The organism is Catenulispora sp. GP43, from assembly GCF_041260665.1.
Classification (GTDB): Bacteria; Actinomycetota; Actinomycetes; order Streptomycetales; family Catenulisporaceae; genus Catenulispora.
On sequence record NZ_JBGCCT010000024.1, the window covers coordinates 66320 to 86362 of the forward strand.

A 20043-nucleotide genomic window follows, 5' to 3' on the forward strand; every position below is an offset into this window, starting at 1 on the left:
CCGACAATTCCGAGAAGAAGCATGTCCACGTCACCAACACTGCGTTCCGTCATAGGCCTTGACAATGCATTGCCGAAGCTCGCGGACGCGACGCTCGTCATGGTCGACTTCCAGAACACCTATCGCACCGGCGTGATGGAACTCGACGGCGCCGACGCCGCGGTGCGAGCCGGCGCCCGGTTGCTCACCGCGGCCCGCGAGGCCGGCGCGAAAGTGGTCCACATCGTCAACGACGGCGGCGAGGGCACGCCGTACGACATCCGCGCCGAGATCGGCTCGATCATCGCGGAGCTGGCCCCGGTCGACGGCGAACCGGTGGTGGTGAAGGCGTTCCCGAACGCCTTCCACGCCACGGAGTTGGAGAAGACCCTGCGCGAGCTCGGCGCCGGGCCGGAACTGGTGATCGCCGGCTTCATGACGCACATGTGCGTGACCTTCACCGCGCAGGGCGCCTTCAACCTCGGCTACCGCCCGACGGTCGTCGCCGACGCCACCGCGACCCGGTCACTGACTGGCCCGGACGGCACGCCGCAGCCCGCGAACGCTTTGCAGGCCGCGGCTCTGACCACGATCGCGGACCTGTTCGGGGTCGTGGTGCCGGACGCGGAGGCTCTGGTCAGGGGGTGATCAGCGCTAGAGAACGGGCTGCTAGGAAGTCGGCATAACGGGCGATGAGCGGGCCGGGATCCGCGCAGGCCGCGTCACGCCGGGAACCCCCGACGTGACGCGGCCAGATCCCGTTACCGGCCCTCAGTACCGATAGTGCTCGGCCTTGTAAGGACCCTCAATCTCCACGCCGAGATACTCGGCCTGCTCCGCGCTCAGCTCCGTGAGCTGCACGCCGAGCGCCTCAAGGTGCAGCCGCGCGACCTTCTCGTCGAGGTGCTTCGGCAGCCGGTAGACCGCGTCCGTGTACCGGCCCTGATTCGTGAACAGCTCGATCTGCGCCAGCACCTGGTTGGCGAACGAGGCCGACATCACGAAGCTCGGGTGGCCGGTGGCGTTGCCGAGGTTGAACAGGCGGCCCTCGGAAAGCACCAGGACTGCGTGTCCGTCGGCGAACGTCCACTGGTGCACCTGCGGCTTGATCTCGGTCTTCGTCACGCCCGGGTGCGCGGCCAGGGCGGCCAGGTCGATCTCGGTGTCGAAGTGGCCGACGTTGCCGACGACCGCGTTGTGGCGCATGCGGGCCAGGTGCTCGACGCGGATGGCGCCGGTGCCGCCGGTGGCGGTGACGAAGACGTGCGCGTCCGCAACGACCTGTTCCAGGCGGGCGACCTGGAAGCCGTCCATCGCCGCCTGCAGGGCGTTGATCGGGTCGATCTCGGTCACCACGACGCGCGCGCCCTGGCCGCGCAGCGCCTCGGCCGCGCCCTTGCCGACGTCGCCGTAGCCGCAGACCACGGCGGTCTTGCCGCCGAGCATGACGTCGGTGGCGCGGTTCAGGCCGTCGGGCAGGGAGTGGCGGATGCCGTACTTGTTGTCGAACTTCGACTTGGTGACCGAGTCGTTGACGTTGATCGCCGGGAACAGCAGGCGCCCCTCGCGGGCCAGCTTGTACAGCCGCGCGACGCCGTTGGTGGTCTCCTCCGACACCCCGCGAAGGCCCGCGGCGATGCGGGTGAAGCGATGGTCGTCCTCGGCGATGCTGCCGGCCAGCAGGCCCAGGATCAGGCGGCGTTCCTCGTGCTCGCCGGGCTCCGGGGCCGGGACGCGGCCGGCGGTCTCGTACTCGGCGCCGAGGTGGACCAGCAAGGTGGCGTCGCCGCCGTCGTCGACGAGCAGGTCCGGGCCCCGGCCGTCGCCGAAGTCGAAGAGCTGGCGGGTGCACCACCAGTACTCCTCGAGCGTCTCGCCCTTCCAGGCGAAGACCGCGGTGCCGGTGGGCTTCTCGGGGGTGCCGTCGGGCCCTACGACGACCGCGGCCGCCGCCTCGTCCTGCGTGGAGAAGATGTTGCAGGACACCCAGCGGACCTCGGCGCCGAGCGCGACCAGGGTCTCGATGAGGACCGCGGTCTGCACGGTCATGTGCAGGGAGCCGGCGATCCGGGCGCCGCGCAGCGGTTGCGCCGCCGCGTGCTCGGCGCGCAGCGCCATCAGGCCGGGCATCTCGTGCTCGGCGAGCTGGATCTGCAGGCGGCCGGAGGCGGCCAGGTCGAGATCGGCGACGGCGAACCGCAGGCCGTCGATCTCTTGCTCGTGGATGTGGTGGTGCTTCATGCTCGCTTTCCCGTCTTCGCATGAGGTGGTGGAACCCCGGGGAAGCACGAAGTGCGCCTCCACGAGGGAGGCGCCCTTGGGAAAGTCGCCGGGACCGAGCGTGGCGGATCCGAGGATCCGTTGCAGCGCCTCTCAGCTTCGGCGGCGCCTGATGAGCGGCGCACGTTCAATGTAGCGCGCGCCGGGCAGGTGTGCTCTGCATCTACACGGCACGGGTGAACACCACGCGCGGCTCGCCGGGCCCTGCGTAGTCGTCGACGACCTCTGCGGCGAAGCCGATGCCGGTGTGGAACGCGACGCTGCCGGTGTTCGCCACCGAGGTGATCGCCTTGAGCCGGGTGGCGCCGAGCTGCGCGGCCAGCCGGGCGAACTCGGCGTGCAGCCGGCGGCCCAGGCCCGTTCCGCGGGCGTCCTCGCGGGTGGCGATGAAGTGGACGTAGCCGACGCGGTCGGGATTCACCCAGCCCATCAGATAGCCGCGGATGCCGTCCGGGGAGTCGGCGACCAGGCAGGTGGCGCCGAACTCGTGGACCAGCGGGAACAGGTGGCCCCAGCGCATGTCGCGCTCGCCCCAGTAGCGGGGCATGTCCTCAAGAATTCGGTTCAGGTCCGCGACGGTCATGGGGCGCAGGGTCTCGGTCGCGGGGCGCAGGCTCTCGGTCATGCGGCGATCATGACAGGAATGAGCCCGGGGCCGGTGGGGCGAACACCGGTCCCGGGCCTGTGGCGGGTCGCGATGGCTGGTGTTCAGGACTCCACGTTCACGAAGCTCATCATGCCGTTGTCCTCATGGGCCGCGATGTGGCAGTGGAACAGCCACCGGCCCGGGAAGTCCTCGATCGGGACGCGTATCACGACCTTGCCGGGGACTCCGCTGGACGCGTGCGGAACCAGGACGATGTCCTGCATGTGCGTGTAGGGCACCGCCGTACCGTTCACCGACATCTCCTGGAAGGTGGTGGTGTGCAGGTGGAACGGATGGTCCTCGCCGCTCTCGTTGAGGATCGTCCACTCCTCGACGGTTCCCAGGTGCGCGGGGGTCGCGAAGACCGAGGCGTCCGGGTCGAACTGCTCGCCGTTGATGAAGAAGGTGAGTCCGTCGGGGCTCTCGCTCAGGTCGACGGTCCGCTGCTGCGCGATCGGCGCGGTGTCCAGGCCCGCCGGCGCGGTCCGGACCGCGCCGGTGAGGACCGGCAGGCGGCCGACGGCGCCGCCGGCGACGTTCAGCTGCATGAGGGCGGTGTCCGGGTACTGATCTCCTTGGGGTCCGTTGCTGTAGGCGGTGGTGCGCAGCCAGCTGGCGCCGGCGGTGCTGTTCGCGGTGACCAGGACGTCGTAGCGCTTGGCCGGCGGCAGGAGCAGGGTGCCGGCGGTGGTGATGCCGGCGACCGGAACGCCGTCCTCGCCGACGACGGTGAAGCGGTAGCCGTCCAGGCGGAGCCGGTAGAAGATGTCGGCTCCGGCATTTATCAGGCGCCACAGCTGCGTCTCGTTCGGGCGCATCCTGAGCACCGGCCGCAACTGGCCGTTGACCAGGCGGATGGTCGGGGCGTTGGAGTCGATCCTCGTGGTTCCGGTGTTCTGGACGATGTTGCCGGCGGGGTCGATCTGGACGTCCTTCAGGACCAGGGTGTGCGCAGTGATGTGCTGGTAGGCCGGGGGCAGCAGGGTCCGGTCGTCGCCGACGATCATGGCGCCGGACAGGCCGGCGAAGATCTGGTTCTCGACGTCGCCGGTCATGGGCCCGGTCATGCCGTCGCCCGCCATCGGCCCGGTGACGCCGTTCGGGCAGGTCGAGGCCATGGCGTGCGAGTGGTACCAGTAAGTCCCCTGCGGATGGTTCGCGGGGATCACGAGCCGGTAGGTGTAGGTGTCTCCCGGGGCGACGCACAGGAAGTCGTCGTCGGAGTGGCTCGACGGGTCGATGTGCAGGCCGTGGAAATGCACGTTGGTCGCCACCGGGAGGTGGTTGACCAGGGTCACGTCCACGTGCGCGCCGGGGTCGAAACGGATCGTCGGCGCGACGTAGGAGCCGTTGTAGGACTGGCCCTGGACGGTCCGGCCGGCCAGGTCGAACCGGGTGTCGTGGGCGTCCAGGGTCACGGTCACGGCACCGTCGGCCCCGGCGTCCTCGACCGCGTTCGGCGGGTCCCGGAACGGCGCGCCGTCGACCATGCCCTGTTCCTGGTCGGCCGCCGCCGGCGCCGCGTTCAACGTCCCTGTCGAGGACGCCAGCGCGACCGCCCCGGTGGCGGCGGACAGGATGGCCAGGACCGTGATCATGAGCACGGCGCGCCCGGTTACCAGGGTTCTCAACGGTGTGTCACGATTTCTGCTTCTGTTTTCGGGCGCGGACGAGCGCCATCGGTGAGCAGCGGCCACGGCGGGTGTCCTTCCTACGGTGGCAGGGACGAGAGGTGGCGGAGCCGGGTGACGCTGTGAATCGGGTGGGGCTGTGAATCAAGTGGGGCTGTTGAGCGGGTGAGGCTGTGAATCAGGCCTTGCACTTAAGCGCTGTAGTTGTTCAGCCGTCCGTGCTCGAATCTAAAACCTGGGAGCCTGTTGGTCCAGGGGGGGCACGACGTCCAGGGGACACACCACTGACACGCCCGTGAGCTCGGAAGTTGCGCCTGACGGGCGAGCGCGGGGGTGGCGAATCGGCCCCGAGCAGGGGCGTGCGACAGAACCGAGCCTGAGCGTCCAGTTCCTCGACGCTCGCGCCCGCCGCACGCCGGCGTTCCTTAGCGTCGCGGCCATGAACACCATCTCGGTGCGGGACCAGATCTGGCCGGCGGGCGCGGCGTGGGCCGACGGCGAGCTGACCGTCGCGGGGCTCGGGGTGCGGGGACTCGCCGCGGAGTTCGGCACCCCGCTCTACATCCTCGACGCCGCCGATTTCCGGGCCCGGTGCTCGGCGTGGCGGCAGGCCTTCCCCGACGGGGACGTGCACTACGGCGGCAAGGCCTTCCTGGCTCCCGCCGTCGTGGGATGGCTGGCGGAGCTGGGGCTGTGCCTGGACGTGTGCAGCGGCGGGGAGCTGGCGGTGGCGCGGGTCGGCGGGATGCCGCCGGAGCGGGTGGTCTTCCACGGCAACAACAAGTCGGCGGCGGAGATCCGGCAGGCGGTGGCGTGGGGCGTCGGGTGCATCGTGCTGGACTCGCGGCACGAGCTGGAGCGCGTGGCGCGCGCCGCCGCCGAGGCGGGTACCCGGCAGCCGGTGATGATCCGGGTGAAGCCGGGTGTGGACGCCGACACGCACGCCTCCTGGGCCACCGGCGGCGAGCGCACCAAGTTCGGCCTGTCCATGGCCTCCGGCGAGGCGGCGGAGGCGGTTCGCCGGGTGCTGTCGGAGCCGAGCCTGGAGCTGGCCGGACTGCACTCGCACATCGGGTCGCAGATCTTCGGCCTCGACCAGTTCGCCGAGGCGGCCCGCCGCATGGTCGCGTTCCTGCGCGCGGTCGAGCGGGAGCATCACACTGTCATCGGACGCCTGGACCTCGGCGGCGGCCTCGGCATCCGCTACCTGCCCGGCGACCAGCCGGCGCCGACCCCGGCCGACCTCGCGGACGTCCTGCAGACCGTGGTCCCCGCCGACATCCGCATCGCGGTGGAACCCGGCCGCTCCATCGCCGGCCCCGGCACCGTCGCCGTCTACGAGGTCGGCACGGTCAAGGAACGCTTCGTCGCGGTCGACGGCGGCATGAGCGACAACCCGCGCCCGGCCACCTACGGCGCGGCGTACACCGCGGCGCTCGCCTCCCGCCGCAGCGACGCGCCGACCGAGGCGATGACGATCGTCGGCAAGCACTGCGAGAGCGGCGACGTCCTCATCGAGGACGTCGCCCTGCCCGCGGACATCGCCCCCGGCGACCTGATCGCGATCCCGTGCTCCGGCGCGTACCAGCGTTCCGCGGCCGGCAACTACAACCTGGTCGCGCGGCCGCCGGTGGTCGCGGTGGAAGAGAACGCGGCGCACGTCATTGTGCGCCGCGAGACTGAGGAGGACTTGCTGCGGCTCTACCCCTGATCGTCTGGAGGATCAGCGAGCACCTGGTCCAGAAAGGTGAGGCTACCGGTATCGGCGTCCAGCCGCGCCCGCACCCCCACCGGATACGTCTGCATCTGGCAGTTGTGCCCGATGTTCACCCCGGCCAGCACCGGCACGCCGAGATCGCCGAAGCGCTCGGCCAGCAGCGCGTCGACGTGCTCGGGCTCGCCGCACTCGGTGAAGGTGCCGAGGATGATGCCGCGGACGCCTTCCAGGTAGGACGTGGCGCGGCGGAACTGCGTGAAGACGCGGTCCAGGCGGAACGGAAGTTCGTCCACGTCCTCCAGGAACAGGATGCCGTCCCGGACCGGATACGACGTGTCCGTCCCGAAGTTCGCCGCGATCAGCGTCGCGGTGCCGCCGAGGGTCAGCCCTTCGGCGGCGCCGGGGACCAGGGCACGCGAGCCGGGGAAGGTGAGCTGCTTGACCGCCGACGGTCTGAACAGGAGCTTCATCAGCTCCTTGAAGTCGTACTCTTCGGGACCCTGCCAGAAGCCGCTGCAGGCCACCATCGGGCCGAACAGCGACACCCAGCCGAGCTTGACCGCTATAGCCTCCAGCAGCGCGGTGACGTCGGAGTACCCGACGACCACCTTCGGCTCCCCGGCGTCGATACGGCTCCAGTCCATCAGCTCCAGGGTGCGCTGCATTCCGTAGCCGCCGCAGGCCAGGAACACCCCGGCGTAGGCCGGGTCGCTCAGGGCGCGGGTCAGGGCGGCGGCCCGTTCGGCGTCGCTGCCGGCCAGGTATTCGTACACGCTCCCGGCGTCGCGGGCGGTGCCGAACACCTCCGGGATGAGGCCCACCGACTTCATCGCGCGCAGGCCCTGCTCCAGGTGCTGCTGGCTCTGCACCGGCGAGGAGGCGCAGAGCACCGCGACGGTGTCGCCGGGCTTCAGGGCCGGCGGGCGGAGCAGGGTCATGCGTGCGTCCTGGGGTCGGTCATCAGGTAGGTGGCCAGGACGCCGGCGCCGAAGGCCAGGCTGTCAGTGAGGACGTGCTCGTCGACGCCGTGGACGTACTGCCAGGCGTCGAAGCCCTCTGGGGTGCGGCCGGGGACGAAGCCGAAGCCGGGGATGCCGATCTTGGCGAAGGCCTTGGCGTCGGTGCCGCCGGTCATGCAGTACGGCAGGACGATCGCCTCGGGGTCGAAGGCGCGCAGGGCGGCGGCCATCGCGGCGAAGTCCGGGGCGGTGAAGTCGGCGCTGACCGGGGAGCTGTGATCGCCGGTGCGGACGGCGTCCGGGCCCAGGAGAGCGTCGACGGTGGCAAAGAACTCGGCCTCGGTGCCCGGCAGCAGGCGGCCGTCCAGGGCGACGCTGGCCTCGGAGGGGATCACGTTGTGCTTGTAGCCGGCGCGCAGCATCGTGGGGTTGACCGAGTTGCGCAGCGTGTCGGCCAGCAGCGGCGCCGCCGCGCCCAGGCCGGACAGGTCCTCCGGGGAGATCTCGCGGCCGAAGTGCTCGGACAGGCCGTCCAGCAGGGCCCTGACCACCGGCACCACCCGCACCGGCCATTCGTACTCGGCGAAGCGGGTGATCAGCGCGGCCAGCTTGGCGATCGCGTTGTCGTCGTTGCGGCGCGAGCCGTGGCCGGCGGTGCCGCGCGCGGTGACGGTCATCCAGGAGCTGCCGCGCTCCCCCGCCGCGATCGGGTACAGGCGCGCGCCGTCGGACAGGTGCACCGAGTGGCCGCCGGACTCGCTGATCGCGCCGGCCACGCCCTCGAACAGGTCCGGGTGCTCGCGGCACAGGAAGCCCGCGCCGAAGTCGCCGGTGTCCTCCTCGTCGGCCACGAAGGCCAAGACGATGTCGCGCGGCGGCCGCTGCCCGGTGCGCGCCAGATGCTGGAGGAACGCGAGCATCATCGCGTCCATGTCCTTCATGTCCAGGGCGCCGCGGCCCCAGACGGCGCCGTCGCGGACGTCCCCGGAGAAGGGATGGGACCGCCAGTCGGCGGGCTCGGCCGGGACGACGTCGAGGTGCCCGTGCACCAGCAGGGCCGGCGCGCCGGGGTCGGTGCCGGGGACGCGGACCACGGTGTTGGCCCGGTGCGGCGCCGATTCCAGCACGATCGGGTCGAAGCCGGCGTCGGTGATCTGTTCGGCGACCCATTCGGCGCAGGCGCGTTCGCCGCGGCTCTCGCCGCCGCCGAAGTTGCTGGTGTCGAAGCGGATCAGGCGGGAGCAGGCGGCGACGGTGTCGGCCGCGAGTTTCTCGAGATCGGAATCGGCGGGGCGGGGTGTGGTCATGTCAGGCTCCGAGGACGCTTGCGTACAGGTCGAGTTCGGCTCGCAGGCACACGGTCATCGTCTCGTCCTTGCGGAACCCGTGTCCCTCTCCGGGGAAGCGGTGGTAGGCCCGGCACAGTCCGGGGTTGACCGCCTCGACGGCCTTCACCAGCCGGTCGGCCTGGTCCGGGCGGCAGATCACGTCGTCGTCGCCCTGCAGCATGATGAACGGCGCGGTGATCTCGGCGGCGTGGGCCAGCGGCGAGACCCGGGCGAAACGCTCGGCGTCCTTGTCGGGGTCGCCGATCAGGTAGTGGATGTAGCGGCTCTCGAAGTCGTGGGTCTGCTCGTCGAACCAGGTCGCGGGGTCGCTGATCGGGAAGTACACCGTGCCGCAGGCGAAGTAGTCGCTGTGCGCGAGCGCCGCCAGCGTGGCCCAGCCGCCGGCCGAGCCGCCCCGGATGCCGGTGCGCCGCGGGTCCGCCAGCCCGGCGGCTGCCAGGGCGCGCGCCACCGCGACCGAGTCCTCGACGTCGGTGATGCCCCAGGTGTGGCGCAGGCGGTCGCGGTAGGCGCGGCCGTAGCCGGTGGAGCCGCCGTAGTCGACGGAGGCGACGGCGTAGCCGCGGGAGGTGAAGAGCGAGAAGTTGAGATGGCGCGTGGCCACGGTGCTGCTGGTCGGGCCGCCGTGGACGTCGATGAGAAGCGGCGGCGGGGTGTCGGAGGGGCCGCGGTACTCGGGGTTGGTCGGCGGGTGGTAGATGTACGGGACCTGCCAGCCGCCCTCGACCTGGACCTGGCGGCGTTCGGGGACGGAGACCCAGGCTTCGTGCGGGTATTCGGTGCGCTCGACGCAGCGGACGGTGTGGCGGCGGGCGACGTCGATGCGCAGCGGCGTCGAGGGCTCGGTGGCGTTCGCGGCGACGACCGCGATCGACGAGGCCACGCCGGTTCCGCCGGACACGGAGGTCGCGAACTCGGTCCACTCCGGGGCCAGGTCGGTGGTCTGGCCGGTCTCCGGGTCCCACAGGATCAGGGCCTCGTCGCCGGCGATGCGGCGCAGGACCACGCCGGCGTCGGTGACCGCGAAGGAGGTGGAGCCGACGCGCCAGATCGGGTGGCCGAACTCGGTCTCGGCCGGGAAGACGTTGGTCGCGGCCGTCTCCTCCCCGGCGAGGTCGATGCGGAACAGGTTCCACCAGCCGTCCGGGTCGGCGAGCGCGTACAAGGTGTCGGCATCGGCCCACTCGGCCTGCGCGACCGCCACCTCGTCGCCGCCGACATCACCACCCAGGACCCGGACCGGCGCGACCGCGACGCCGTCGAGGATCGAGGCGACCATCAGGTCGGTGGTCTCCCAGGGCATCACCGGATGGTCCCAGCCGAGCCAGGCCAGCCGGGTGCCGTCGGGGCTCAGGCGGATGGTGGACAGGAAGTGGTGGGAGCGGGCCACGACGCGCAGCGCGCCGGGGTCGTCGGCCGCGGCGCCGGACAGCGGGATCGCGACGATGTCGCGCGTGGTGCGGGGCGCGGGGTCGGTCAGCTCCTCGGTGAGCCGGGTCGCCTCCCTGATCGCCCAGACCTCGGTGCCGGTCGGGCCGAGGATCATGTCGGAGTAGTTGGTGCGGGTGAGGCCCTCGGGGTCGGCGGGGGTCAGCGGGACCGGCTCGCCGGCGACCAGGTACAGCCGCTGGTCGCGGGAGCGGGAGAAGACCGCCAGCTCCGGCGTGGCGAGGTAGGGACGGCCGCCGTAGCCGATGGCCTTGTTGCCCACCGGCCACTCCGGCCCCAGCACCGGGCCCACGCCGCCGTCGGCGTCCCGCCGCATCAGGCCGACCGTGGCCGTCGCCGGATCCGGCGCGCACCACCAGGTCTGGTCGCCCACGGCCGAGGGCCACTGCGGCGCGCCGGGGATCGCGGCGACGTCCTCGGCGGTGATCGGCGAGGGCCAGGCGCCGTAGGGCTTGTCGACCTTGGTCACGGGATCTCCTTGGCTCGGTCGGTGGTGCGGGGAGTGCGATGTGGATCTATTGGTACGGCTGAGGCGTCAGCCTTGCCGCCGGAGGCGGATCGGCAAGGCTTCTGCCAGGATTTGGAGTGTGAGCGGCGAGGTTTTCGAGGCTCGCGGTGCGGCGCCTTCCCAGGTCTCAGGCTGGTCGTATGCCTGACCATCATGCCCGCCGCATCCGCCGCGACCGCGCCGTCCACGCCGCCGTCGCCCAGGGCCTGCTCGATCCGCACCGGAGCCCGGCCGCCGCGTTCGTCGACCTCGAGGGGATCGGGCAGACGGCCCGGGAGCTGCTGACGGCCTGGCCGCGCGAGACGGACGTGCTGCACGCGTTCGCGGCCAAGGCGAACCCGATGGTGCCGGTCCTGGCGCTGCTGCTCCGGCACGGCCTGGGCTGCGAGGTGAGCAGCCCCGGGGAGCTGGCGCAGGCGCGGGCCGCGGGATTCCCGGCGGCGCGGATCGTGCTGGACTCCCCGGCGAAGACACAGGCCGAACTGGCCGAGGCGCTGCGCGACGGCATCGCGCTGAACATCGACAACTTCGAGGAACTGGAACGGGTGGACCGCCTGGTCGCCGACGGCGCCGAGGCGGTCCGCGCCGGGGTGCGGATCAACCCGCAAGTGGGGATCGGGTCGATCGAGGCGATGTCGACGGCCGGCCGGACGACGAAGTTCGGGATCGCGATGGCCGACCCCGGAAACCGGGAACGGCTGCTGGCCGCGTACGCGTCGCGTCCGTGGCTGCGCTGGATCCACGTCCACGTCGGCTCGCAGGGCATCCCGCTGGAGCTGAACGCCGCGGGCGTCGCCGAGGCGGTGCGCTTCGCGCAGGAGGTGAACACGCGGCGGGCCGGGCAGATCGAGGGCATCGACATCGGCGGCGGGCTGCCGGTCGACTTCAGCAAGGACGAGGACAGTCCCACCTTCGCCGATCACGTGGCGGTCCTGCGCGACGCCGCACCGGAGTTGTTCACCGGGGAGCTCAAGGTGGTCACGGAGTACGGCCGCTCGGTGATGGCGAAGAACGGCTTCATCGCCTCCCGGGTGGAGTACACGAAGAACACAGGCGGGCGCGCTATAGCGTTGACGCACACAGGTGCACAGGTGGCGGCGCGTACTGTGTTCGCCCCCAAGTCCTGGCCACTGCGGGTGCTGGCCTACGACCGGCACGGTCTGCCGAGCACCGCCGAGTTGGAGGTGCAGGACGTCGCGGGGCCGTGCTGCTTCGCCGGCGACCTGGTGGCGCGGGAGCGCAAACTGCCCAGGCTCGCCACGGAGGACGTCGTGGTGATCCCGGACACCGGCGCGTACTACTTCTCCTCGCCGTTCCAGTACAACAGTCTGCCGATGCCGCCGGTGTTCGGGTTCGAGGTGTCGGAGGGGGATGCGGTGCGCTTCCATGTGTTGCGCGCCGCCGAGAGCATCGATGAGCTGGTGGCCCGTAGCGGCGTGCTGCCGGCGAGTCTGCGGTGAGTGGTTTCTCGCTTCTCTTGCGCGGCGGGTCGGTCGCCGACGGGACCGGCGCGCCGTTGGTTGCGCGGGATGTGGCGGTGGCCGGCGGGCGGATCAGGATGCTGGCACCCGGGACTGCGGCGGAGGCCGCCGAGGCCGCCGAGGTCGTCGACGTCTCAGGTCTGGTGGTCTCGCCGGGATTCATCGATGCGCACACGCACTCGGACACGTCCTGCATCGACGGCGCGGAAGGCCGGCTCGACAGGGCCCAGGTATTCGCCTCAGTGCTCCAAGGGGTGACGACGGAGATCGCCGGGAACTGCGGCCATAGTGCGTTCCCTGGTAGGTATTCGGGGTTGGCGCCCTTAAGCCGTGCGCACCGTGCGGTCGGCCGGGCGAACCACCTCGTGTCCTTAGTAGGGCATGGGACGCTTCGCAGTGCGATAGTCGGCCAGGAGGCGCGCGCCGCCAGCGCCACGGAGATCGTTCGGATGGCGGATGCGCTGGATGAGGCTCTGTCTGCCGGTGCTGTCGGGTTCTCTACAGGGCTCATCTATACGCCGGGTTCCTATGCAGACACCGCAGAGATCACAGCGTTGGCGCGGGTCGCCGCACAGCATGGGAAGCCGTATGTGACGCATCTGCGCGACGAGATGTCGGGTGTGCAGGAAGCGTTAGAAGAGGCTGTCGCGATAGCGCGGGACAGTGGTGCGGCGCTGCATGTGTCGCACCACAAGACGGCCGGGAAGTATGCGTGGGGCCTGACCGAGGTGACGTTGGCGCGCCTGGCGGAGCTCAGGGAGTCGGGGATGGATGTCACATGCGATGTCTATCCCTATACGGCCGGCAGTACAGCGCTTAGCGCGATGCTGCCTCCGTGGGCTCACGACGGCGGAACGGAGCGGCTACTGGCGCGGCTGCGAGACCCGGCGCAGCTCGATCTGATCCGCGAGGCGATCGCCGAAGGGGTTCCCGGCTGGGAGAACACGGTCGGCAACGGCGGCTGGGACCGGATCGCGGTGGCCGGGGCGCCGCGTCACCCCGCTTGTCAGGGCCGCACCGTCGCCGATCTCGCGCGGGAGGCCGGGGTGGACGCCGTCGACCTGGTCGCGGAGCTGCTGCTGGGCGAGGATGGCGAGGTGACGATCATCAGCCACTCGATGCGGGAGGACGACGTGCGCCGGGTGCTCGCGGCCCGGTTCGCGATGATCGGCTCGGACGGGGTGCCCACCGCTGGACTACCGCATCCGCGCTGGGCCGGCAGCTTCGCGCGGGTGCTGGGGCGCTACGCGCGGGAGGCCGGACTGTTCGACGTGCCGGAGGCGGTGCGGAAGATGACCGGGGCGACGGCCGCCCGGTTCGGGCTCGCGGACCGCGGGGTGCTGCGAGACGGGGCGCATGCGGACGTCGTGGTGTTCGACGCGGCGCGGGTGGCGGATCGGGCGACGTTCGCCTCGCCGTTGGAAGGACCGGAGGGTGTGCGGATGGTCGTGGTCGGCGGCACGGTGGTGGTGCGGGACGGGGCGCTGACCGCAGCGCGGCCGGGACGGGTGGTGGGTGTTGGCCGGCACTGAGTTTCCGGCTGGGTCTCCAGCTAGGTTTCCGGTTGGGTTTCCGGCCCTGGCGGCCCTGCCGGGGACACTGGCGTACGCAGTCCCGGGGTGGGGCGAGCGCTCGGCGGACGACGTGCTGCCGTTGGCGAGCGTCGGGAAGCTGCTGTTGCTCGCTTCGGTCGCGCAGGGCTTCGCGTCGGGCGAGCTGGATCCCGACGAGCCGCTGAAGCTGGACGACGAGGACTACAGCGCCGGATCGGGCCTGCTGCGCAAGCTGTCCGGGCGCCGCTGGACGCTCGCCGATCTGGCCCGCCTGACGGCGGCGGTCAGCGACAACACCGCGACCAACGCACTGCTGCGGCGGGTCGGGCTGCACCGCGTCTCGGCGGACGCCGCGGCACTGGGCCTGAAGCAGACCCGGATCCTGGACCGCATCCGCGAACCCCGCCTCCCGCATCACCCGCCGGCCTTCGCCGTGGGCACGGCGCGCGAACTGGCGTGCCTGGCGGGCACCATCGCCGACGACCGGAGCTGGGGCCCTCTGCTGCTGGAGTGCATGGCCGGGTGCCTGGACCGGAGCATGGTGCCCGCCGCGATCCCCCACGACCCCGAGGACTCGGCGCTGCGTGAGGTGCCGGCCGCTCCCTTATGGGTCGCGAACAAGACCGGCACGGATACCGGGACGCGGTGCGACGTGGGGGTGGTGCGGGGCGCGCGGCAGGTTTGCTATGCGGTACTGACGCAGTGCGCTGCCGGGGACGAGTTCGCGATGGTGCGGGGGATGCGGGAGGTCGGGGCGGTGGTGGGCCGGCTGGCGAGGGGCGAGGCTTAGACACACCGCCTCGCCGTGGTTGTCTCAGCCGCGCGCGAACTGCACCGCCGTGATGGAGTCGCCGTAGAGATTTCCGTCATCATGCGCACAGCGGATGCTCTTGTCCGGGTCGGGCACCGCCGGGAGCGGGGTCGTGAACCACACCAGCACGAACCGGGTCGTGGTCGGCCGCGCGGGCGTGAGCACCGTCTTCGTCTCGGCGTTCTCGGCGGCCGCGACCTTGGTGAATCCGGCGGGAGGCTGCCCGGGGCGTACAGCCGGCATCGCCTGAACCGAGGGGTCAGCCGCCCACATCTCCAGGCCGGCACCGGGGATGCCGATGTCCACCGTCGCGTCGGCGAGAGTGGTGGCTTGACCGAGATCGAACACCAAGCCGGTGGACTTCACGACGCCCTCGTAGGTCGCGAAGCGCTGGCAGTACTGATTGGTCGTCCACGCGCCGGTCCCCGCCAGCACCGCGGCCGCTCCCGGCGTGTCCTCGCTGCCGTCATCCTCGTCGTAGACGCTGACGTCGGCCGGCTTGATGAGGTCCGCCGGCGAGGAGGGCGCCGTCGTCGGAGCCTGCGAGGTCCGGGTCGGCCCGGTCAGCGCCGGCGTCTTGGCCGCCCCGCCGCCCCCTCCCTGCATCGCGATGCCCGCGGCGACCAGGGCCACCGACAGCACCCCCGCCGCGACGCCGCCCTCGGAGAGCCGGCGCCGGCGCTGCGCGTGCCGCAGCCGCGCAGGGTCCGTGCGCACCGCTTCGAGGTGCGCGGTGGCTGTGGCCATCGTGCCGTGCAGCCACTCGACGTCATTGTCCGCTTCCGGAAAGCCCTCGCTCATCGCTCGCTCCTCGCTTCCGCGGTCATCAGTTCTCGGAGACGCTCCAGTCCGCGCGCGGCCTGGGATTTGACGTTGCCGACGGAGCAGCGTTGCAGCTCCGCCACTTCCTGCACGCTCAGTTCCTCCCAATAGCGGAGTACGACGATCGTGCGCATCCCGTGCGGCAGTTCGTCGAGGGCGCGCAGGAGGCTGTCGCGCAGGGTGACGTCCTCCGCGTGATCCCCGGCGGAGCGGGTGAGCGCCAGCGGCGACCCGTCGGGGCCGGTCGGCAGGGTCACCGTCGGCAGCCGTTGCGCCGCGCGCCAAGCGGAGTGCGCGTTGTTGACGACGATCCGCCGGACGTACGCCTCCGGCGTGTCCATGCGGCGCACCCGCGACCAGCGCGGGAAGGCCTTCTCGAGCGCCGACTGGACCAGGTCCTCGGCGCCCTCCTTGGTGCCGACCAGGAGGAAGGCCGTGCGCATCAGGGATTGCGAGCGCGCGGCGACGAATTCTTCGAAGCCTCGCATCCGTTCGGTCTTGTCGTGGGCCACCCTGGGTCCGCTCCCCTCGTCCAGCAGGTCCGTCACTATCTCAAGTGCGGGAGGGGGCCGGTGGTTGCACGGGATCGCGAAGAGATTCAGTGCGCGGCGCGCAGGTTCGCCGCCGTGGAGGCCAGATAGGCCAGGAACGAGGCCAGGACCGGGTTCGGGTTCGTGGGACGGGACGCGACGCCTATCTTGCGGTACAGCCGCGGGCCGGAGATGCGCGTGGTCTCGACCCCGCTGGTGTCGCTGATGCCCAGGCTCGGGATCAGGGCTATGCCGAGCCCGGCGCGCACCAGGCCGGTGATGACCTCGTAGTGGTCGCTGCGGCAGCGGATGTTGGGGACGAACCCCTCCAGCGCGCAGGCGCGCTCCAGCACCGACAGCACCGGCGAGCCGGTGCCGAAGCTGGTGATCCACTGCTCGCCGGCGAGCTCGTCCAGGCGGACCTGGCCGCGGCGGCCGGCGGGGTGGCCGGTGGGGACGACCAGCAGCTGCGGGTCGTTGAACAGCTCGCGGACCTCGACGCCCTCCGGCGGGCTCCACGGGTCCAGCGCGTGTTCGAACATCACCAGGACGTCGATCCCGCCCTGCTGCACGGCCGGGGCCAGTTCGTGCGGCTGTCCCTCGACCAGGTCCAGCTCCACGCCTGGATACCGGTGCGCGAACCGGGACAGCGCCTGCGGCACCAGACGGCGGCCCGCCGAGGCGAAGTAGCCGATGCACAGGTGGCCGGTGTCGGCGCGGGAGTGCGCCATCAGGTCCTTCTCGGCGGCGTCGAGCAGGGCCAGGATCTCCTGGCCGCGCAGCGACAGGCGGCGGCCGGCGGCGGTGAGCCGCAGGCTCTGCGCTCCCCGCTCGACCAGGCTGACCCCGGCCTCCTTCTCCAGCTGGGACAGCTGGTGCGACACCGCCGAGGGGGACAGCCGCAGCTCGCGCGCCGCCCCCGCGATGCTCCCGGACCGATGGATCTCGGCCAGGATGCGCAGGCGGTGCGTGTTGAGCATGCGGGCAGGTTACCCCTTACTCCGGCCGTCGCCGGGCAGGTAATCGTACTTTGAACCCGCCCTTGGGTTTTGTTACCTCCTTTGGAGGATCACCGGTCGCCAGGAGGAGGAACCGAGGTGTGCATCCGTCCCCGGCGGGCAGTTTCGCTCCGCGTCACCAGCCCTCAGACGGAAGGACTCGCATGCGCACGCTCCACCGCCGGCCCGGTTCCCGGCGAGCGGCCCGACTGACCGGTCTGGCTTGCGCGGTGGCGCTCTTAGCTGCGCTCGTGCCCTTACTCGGCGCCGGAGCGGTGCAGGCCGCCAAACGCGATCCGAGCAGCCGGTGCGTCCTGCCGAACCCCGACGGTTGGACCGGCGAGGGCCAGACCACCGACTACCACCAGTTCCGGCGGCCGCAGGGCACGGTGAAGGCCGTGATGTTGTTCGTCGACTTCCCCGACGAGCCGGCCATGGACTCGACCGACTACTACTACAAGTTCCTGGCTCCGGCCCACGACCTGATGACGCAGTTCTCCGCCGGCGCCGTGAACCTGAGCATCACCCCGGTGAAGCACTGGCTGCGGATGCCGCAGGACTCGGCGTCGTACGACTTCCAGCGCGGGATCAGCTGGCCGCAGCAGGCGCTGTACGTGAAGCAGGCCGGGGAGTTGGCGGCACCGTATGTGGACCTGTCGAAGTTCGACATGGTCTACATCGTGCCGCCGAAGAACGCCACGGCCATCACCTTCTCCCCCGCCTACGTCTTCGATCCGAAGCAGCCGAACCTGGTGGTGCACGGCAAGGAGATGAAGTGGGGCGTCACCCTCGGGCAGGACATGTACGTCTGGGGGCCCAAGGTGCTGGTGCACGAGACCTCGCACACCTTCGGGCTGCCGGACCTGTACTCGTTCACGGACGCGGATGTGCACCACTGGGTCGGCGGTTTCGACGTCATGGGGAACATCAACGGCGACGCCCCGCACCACTTCGGGTGGGAGGACTGGAAGATCGGCTGGCTGGCCGACTCACAGGTGGCGTGCCTGAACTCGCGGGGGTCGTTCGCGGTGCGGCTGAACGAGGTCGAGTCACTGGGCGGGACGAAGATCGCGGTGGTGCGGACCGGGGAGACGACGGCGGACGTCGCGGAGTCGCGCCGTCCCTACGGCGTCGACAAGGGGATGTGCAAGAGCGGGGTGGTGATCTACCAGGTGGACTCCTCGACCGTCAGCGGGAGCGGACCGGTCCGGGTGCAGAACTCCTCGCCGGACGCGCCCACGACGAAGGCCTGCGGCGAAGCAGTGGACTGGGGCGCCTACGAGCCCGGGCAGTCGTTCCACGACGCGGCCGCCGGAGTGACGATCACAGTGAACGCCTCGTCCTCGACCGGCGACGTGGTGACCGTCACCAAATCTTGACCGGCCGCGGGACGTCTCATCCGGCGTAATGGGAGCAAGGCCGCTACGCTCCTTGCCGTGTTCGCATTACCGCTGACCGACGACGCCGAACTGCGCCCGCTGGAGGTGTGGCAGGCCGAAGAGTTCTTCGCCCACATCGAGCGCGCCCGCGAACAGGTGGACCGCTGGATCGGCTTCGCCGCCGCCTGCGCCGACCTGTCCGGCGCCCGCGCGATGCTCCAGCGCTACGCCGACAAGCAGGCCGCCGACGCCGGCCGCATATTCGGCATCTGGGACCGCGGCACGCTGGTCGGCGGCTGCATGTTCCCGAAGTTCGGCGCCGAGACCGGCACCTGCGAGATCGGCGTCTGGACCGAACCGGCCGGCCAGGGCCGCGGCCTGGTCGCCGCCGCCGTCCGGCTGCTGCTCGACCACGCGCTGATCGAGCGCGGCCTGGTCCGCGCCGAATGGCGCTGCGATCCGCGCAACGAGCGCAGCTGGGCGGTGGCCAAGCGAGTGGGGATGACGCTCGAGGGGACACTGCGGTCGGCCTACCCGTACAACGGGGACCGGCAGGACATGCAGATCTGGGGGATCCTGCAGGACGAGTGGGCCGCGATCCGCCAGGCCGAGGCCGGAACGGCGTCCTGACTCAGGGTTCTGTGAAACAGTACGGGGTTCTGTGAAACAGTACGGGCCGGCTCGTCACCCGAGACCGGCCCGTCATCCGCGAAAGGCGCGAAACCCTTACGGGCGCACGAAGCCCACGGCGGGCATCTCGTTCATCGGGATGTACTGCACGCCCGAGTCGGGGTTGCCGGCGTGGATCACCATGCCGTTGCCGACGTATATGCCGATGTGGTGCATGTCGGAGTAGAACAGGACGAGGTCGCCCGGCTCCAGCTGGGACTCCGAGACCTTCGGGAACGCCGCGTACTGGTCGCGCGAGCCGTGCGCCATCATCACGCCGGCCTTGCCCCAGGCGGCCATCGTCAGACCGGAGCAGTCGTAGGCGTTCGGGCCCGCCGCCGCCCAGATGTAGGGCTTGCCGACCTGTGCCTTGGCGAACGCCACCGCTATCGCCGCGCGGGGGTCGGTCGGGACCGGCAGGTTGTTGATGACCGACTTGGAGACGCCGCTGCTGGAGCTGTCGCTGGTGGCGGTCAGCCGGTTGTACTGCGCGCGCTGCGAGGCGGTCAGCTGGTCCAGCAGGTTCTGCGCCTGCTGCTCCTTGGCGTCGATGTCCGACTTCTGCTGCGCCATCAGCGTCCTGGTCTTGGCCAGCATCGCGAGCTGGTCGCTGGCGCTGGCCTTGTCCTGGTTCAGCTGCCGCTGGATCTCCGCGGCGCTGGCCATGGTGGCCTTCTTGCCGTCGGTGACCTGGGCCATGGCGGTGGCCTGCTGCAGGTACTGGTCCGGGGACTGGGTCAGCATCAGCTGCAGGGTGCTGTCCACGCCCGCGGACTCGTACTGCGCGGCCGCCAGGCCGCCCAGCGCGCTGCGGGCGGAGTTCAGCGAGTTCTGCTCGGCGGTGATGCGGGCCTGCAGCTGGTCCACCTTGTGCTGCAGGTCTGCCAGGCTCGTGTTGGCCTCGTTGTAGGCCTCCGATGCCTGCTCGGCCTCCTGGTGGAGTTTGTCCACCTGGGCCTTCACGTCGTTGATGTTCGCATTCGGGTCAGCCTCTGCGGTCGGCAGCAGAGCCACCGATCCCGCGGCCGCCGTCGCCAGCGTCACCGTCATCGCCGTCCGGGAAACCGGAACGTACTTCTTCGGCGCGCGATGGGCCGCTTCCTTGGGCGACGTCACCATGTTTGTAGCCTCCGCTTCACCGCTAGGTCCGGACCACCATAGCCCCCTAGGGGGGAGGCGGACCAGAAAGTCCCGGCAAAGTCGGCGGACATGAGACAACACCCGAGCACCGACCGCGGCTCGAAACGCGGCTGACAGGGCTCGACGCGCTCTGGAAGACTTG

At 70.8% G+C, this 20043-nt stretch carries 17 protein-coding genes; 7 read left to right on the top strand and 10 right to left on the bottom strand.

All coding sequences use genetic code 11. From position 1 onward, the window contains the following. Nucleotides 1-21 precede the first annotated feature (21 nt). Entirely contained in the window at nucleotides 22-627 is a 606-nt protein-coding gene (locus ABH926_RS37230) for a cysteine hydrolase family protein (RefSeq protein WP_370370665.1), read from the top strand. 123 nt (nucleotides 628-750) lie between these two features. Here ABH926_RS37230 and ahcY read toward each other — a convergent pair whose 3' ends face one another. The 3 genes from ahcY to ABH926_RS37245 form a co-directional block, all read right to left on the bottom strand. Then, the gene (ahcY, locus tag ABH926_RS37235) at nucleotides 751-2220 is read right to left on the bottom strand and encodes an adenosylhomocysteinase (protein WP_370370666.1); all 1470 of its coding nucleotides are present in this window, start codon (nucleotides 2218-2220) and stop codon (nucleotides 751-753) included. 202 nt (nucleotides 2221-2422) lie between these two features. Continuing rightward, nucleotides 2423-2842, bottom strand: coding sequence for an N-acetyltransferase family protein (locus ABH926_RS37240; RefSeq protein WP_370370752.1), 420 nt, complete (start codon nucleotides 2840-2842; stop codon nucleotides 2423-2425). 125 nt (nucleotides 2843-2967) lie between these two features. Further along, nucleotides 2968-4536: a multicopper oxidase family protein gene (locus tag ABH926_RS37245; protein ID WP_370370667.1), complete on the bottom strand. Its 1569-nt coding sequence runs from the start codon at nucleotides 4534-4536 to the stop codon at nucleotides 2968-2970. Between the two features lie 439 nt (nucleotides 4537-4975). Here ABH926_RS37245 and lysA point away from each other — a divergent pair, with 439 nt between their 5' ends. Continuing rightward, a complete protein-coding gene (lysA, locus tag ABH926_RS37250; protein WP_370370668.1) occupies nucleotides 4976-6247 on the top strand; it encodes a diaminopimelate decarboxylase in 1272 nt (423 codons plus the stop codon). Here lysA and ABH926_RS37255 read toward each other — a convergent pair. The 3 genes from ABH926_RS37255 to ABH926_RS37265 are packed head-to-tail and all read right to left on the bottom strand — an operon-like array spanning nucleotide 6238 to nucleotide 10479. Further along, nucleotides 6238-7191 carry an LD-carboxypeptidase gene (locus ABH926_RS37255; RefSeq protein WP_370370669.1) on the bottom strand — a complete coding sequence of 318 codons (954 nt, stop codon included), beginning with the start codon at nucleotides 7189-7191 and terminating at the stop codon, nucleotides 6238-6240. The two genes, lysA and ABH926_RS37255, sit on opposite strands and share 10 nt — an antisense overlap. Further along, entirely contained in the window at nucleotides 7188-8519 is a 1332-nt protein-coding gene (locus ABH926_RS37260) for a M20/M25/M40 family metallo-hydrolase (protein WP_370370670.1), read from the bottom strand. Before ABH926_RS37260 ends, ABH926_RS37255 begins: the two co-directional genes overlap by 4 nt. Before the next feature lies 1 nt (nucleotide 8520). After that, the gene (locus ABH926_RS37265; protein ID WP_370370671.1) at nucleotides 8521-10479 is read right to left on the bottom strand and encodes an alpha/beta hydrolase family protein; all 1959 of its coding nucleotides are present in this window, start codon (nucleotides 10477-10479) and stop codon (nucleotides 8521-8523) included. Nucleotides 10480-10658: 179 nt separating this feature from the next. Between ABH926_RS37265 and ABH926_RS37270 the strand changes: the two genes are divergently transcribed. The 3 genes from ABH926_RS37270 (at nucleotide 10659) to ABH926_RS37280 (ending at nucleotide 14342) form a co-directional block, all read left to right on the top strand. Next, a complete protein-coding gene (locus ABH926_RS37270; RefSeq protein ID WP_370370672.1) occupies nucleotides 10659-11978 on the top strand; it encodes a diaminopimelate decarboxylase in 1320 nt (439 codons plus the stop codon). Further along, nucleotides 11975-13531: an amidohydrolase family protein gene (locus tag ABH926_RS37275; protein ID WP_370370673.1), complete on the top strand. Its 1557-nt coding sequence runs from the start codon at nucleotides 11975-11977 to the stop codon at nucleotides 13529-13531. The genes ABH926_RS37270 and ABH926_RS37275 overlap by 4 nt, the downstream gene beginning before the upstream one ends. Nucleotides 13532-13643: 112 nt before the next feature. After that, the gene (locus ABH926_RS37280; protein WP_370370674.1) at nucleotides 13644-14342 is read left to right on the top strand and encodes a serine hydrolase; all 699 of its coding nucleotides are present in this window, start codon (nucleotides 13644-13646) and stop codon (nucleotides 14340-14342) included. Nucleotides 14343-14366: 24 nt separating this feature from the next. Here the strand turns inward: ABH926_RS37280 and ABH926_RS37285 are convergent, their stop codons facing one another. The 3 genes from ABH926_RS37285 to ABH926_RS37295 form a co-directional block, all read right to left on the bottom strand. Next, nucleotides 14367-15164 carry a hypothetical protein gene (locus tag ABH926_RS37285; protein WP_370370675.1) on the bottom strand — a complete coding sequence of 266 codons (798 nt, stop codon included), beginning with the start codon at nucleotides 15162-15164 and terminating at the stop codon, nucleotides 14367-14369. Next, nucleotides 15161-15697 carry a SigE family RNA polymerase sigma factor gene (locus tag ABH926_RS37290; protein ID WP_370370676.1) on the bottom strand — a complete coding sequence of 179 codons (537 nt, stop codon included), beginning with the start codon at nucleotides 15695-15697 and terminating at the stop codon, nucleotides 15161-15163. Before ABH926_RS37290 ends, ABH926_RS37285 begins: the two co-directional genes overlap by 4 nt. A gap of 86 nt (nucleotides 15698-15783) precedes the next feature. Continuing rightward, the gene (locus tag ABH926_RS37295; protein WP_370370677.1) at nucleotides 15784-16695 is read right to left on the bottom strand and encodes a LysR family transcriptional regulator; all 912 of its coding nucleotides are present in this window, start codon (nucleotides 16693-16695) and stop codon (nucleotides 15784-15786) included. Between the two features lie 269 nt (nucleotides 16696-16964). On the opposite strand from ABH926_RS37295, the gene ABH926_RS37300 reads away from it, so the two are divergent. Both ABH926_RS37300 and ABH926_RS37305 read left to right on the top strand, forming a co-directional pair. Then, on the top strand, nucleotides 16965-18092 hold the full coding sequence (locus ABH926_RS37300) for a peptidase M6 (protein WP_370370678.1): 1128 nt from the start codon (nucleotides 16965-16967) through the stop codon (nucleotides 18090-18092). Between the two features lie 57 nt (nucleotides 18093-18149). Then, nucleotides 18150-18722, top strand: a complete 573-nt coding sequence (locus tag ABH926_RS37305; RefSeq protein WP_370370679.1) for a GNAT family N-acetyltransferase — start codon at nucleotides 18150-18152, stop codon at nucleotides 18720-18722. A 96-nt stretch (nucleotides 18723-18818) separates the two neighbouring features. On the opposite strand, the gene ABH926_RS37310 is transcribed toward ABH926_RS37305, so the two are convergent. After that, complete coding sequence (locus ABH926_RS37310; RefSeq protein ID WP_370370680.1) at nucleotides 18819-19880, bottom strand: NlpC/P60 family protein; 1062 nt, start codon at nucleotides 19878-19880, stop codon at nucleotides 18819-18821. Nucleotides 19881-20043 lie beyond the last annotated feature (163 nt).

Bases quoted from the DNA above. Each gene is read 5' to 3' on its own strand.
- ABH926_RS37240 (WP_370370752.1), bottom strand. From the start codon at position 2,842: ATGACCGTCGCGGACCTGAACCGAATTCTTGAGGACATGCCCCGCTAC.
- ABH926_RS37260 (WP_370370670.1), bottom strand. From the start codon at position 8,519: ATGACCACACCCCGCCCCGCCGATTCCGATCTCGAGAAACTCGCGGCC.
- lysA (WP_370370668.1), top strand. From the start codon at position 4,976: ATGAACACCATCTCGGTGCGGGACCAGATCTGGCCGGCGGGCGCGGCG.
- ABH926_RS37230 (WP_370370665.1), top strand. From the start codon at position 22: ATGTCCACGTCACCAACACTGCGTTCCGTCATAGGCCTTGACAATGCA.
- ahcY (WP_370370666.1), bottom strand. From the start codon at position 2,220: ATGAAGCACCACCACATCCACGAGCAAGAGATCGACGGCCTGCGGTTC.
- ABH926_RS37270 (WP_370370672.1), top strand. From the start codon at position 10,659: ATGCCTGACCATCATGCCCGCCGCATCCGCCGCGACCGCGCCGTCCAC.
- ABH926_RS37255 (WP_370370669.1), bottom strand. From the start codon at position 7,191: ATGACCCTGCTCCGCCCGCCGGCCCTGAAGCCCGGCGACACCGTCGCG.
- ABH926_RS37285 (WP_370370675.1), bottom strand. From the start codon at position 15,164: ATGAGCGAGGGCTTTCCGGAAGCGGACAATGACGTCGAGTGGCTGCAC.
- ABH926_RS37295 (WP_370370677.1), bottom strand. From the start codon at position 16,695: ATGCTCAACACGCACCGCCTGCGCATCCTGGCCGAGATCCATCGGTCC.
- ABH926_RS37310 (WP_370370680.1), bottom strand. From the start codon at position 19,880: ATGGTGACGTCGCCCAAGGAAGCGGCCCATCGCGCGCCGAAGAAGTAC.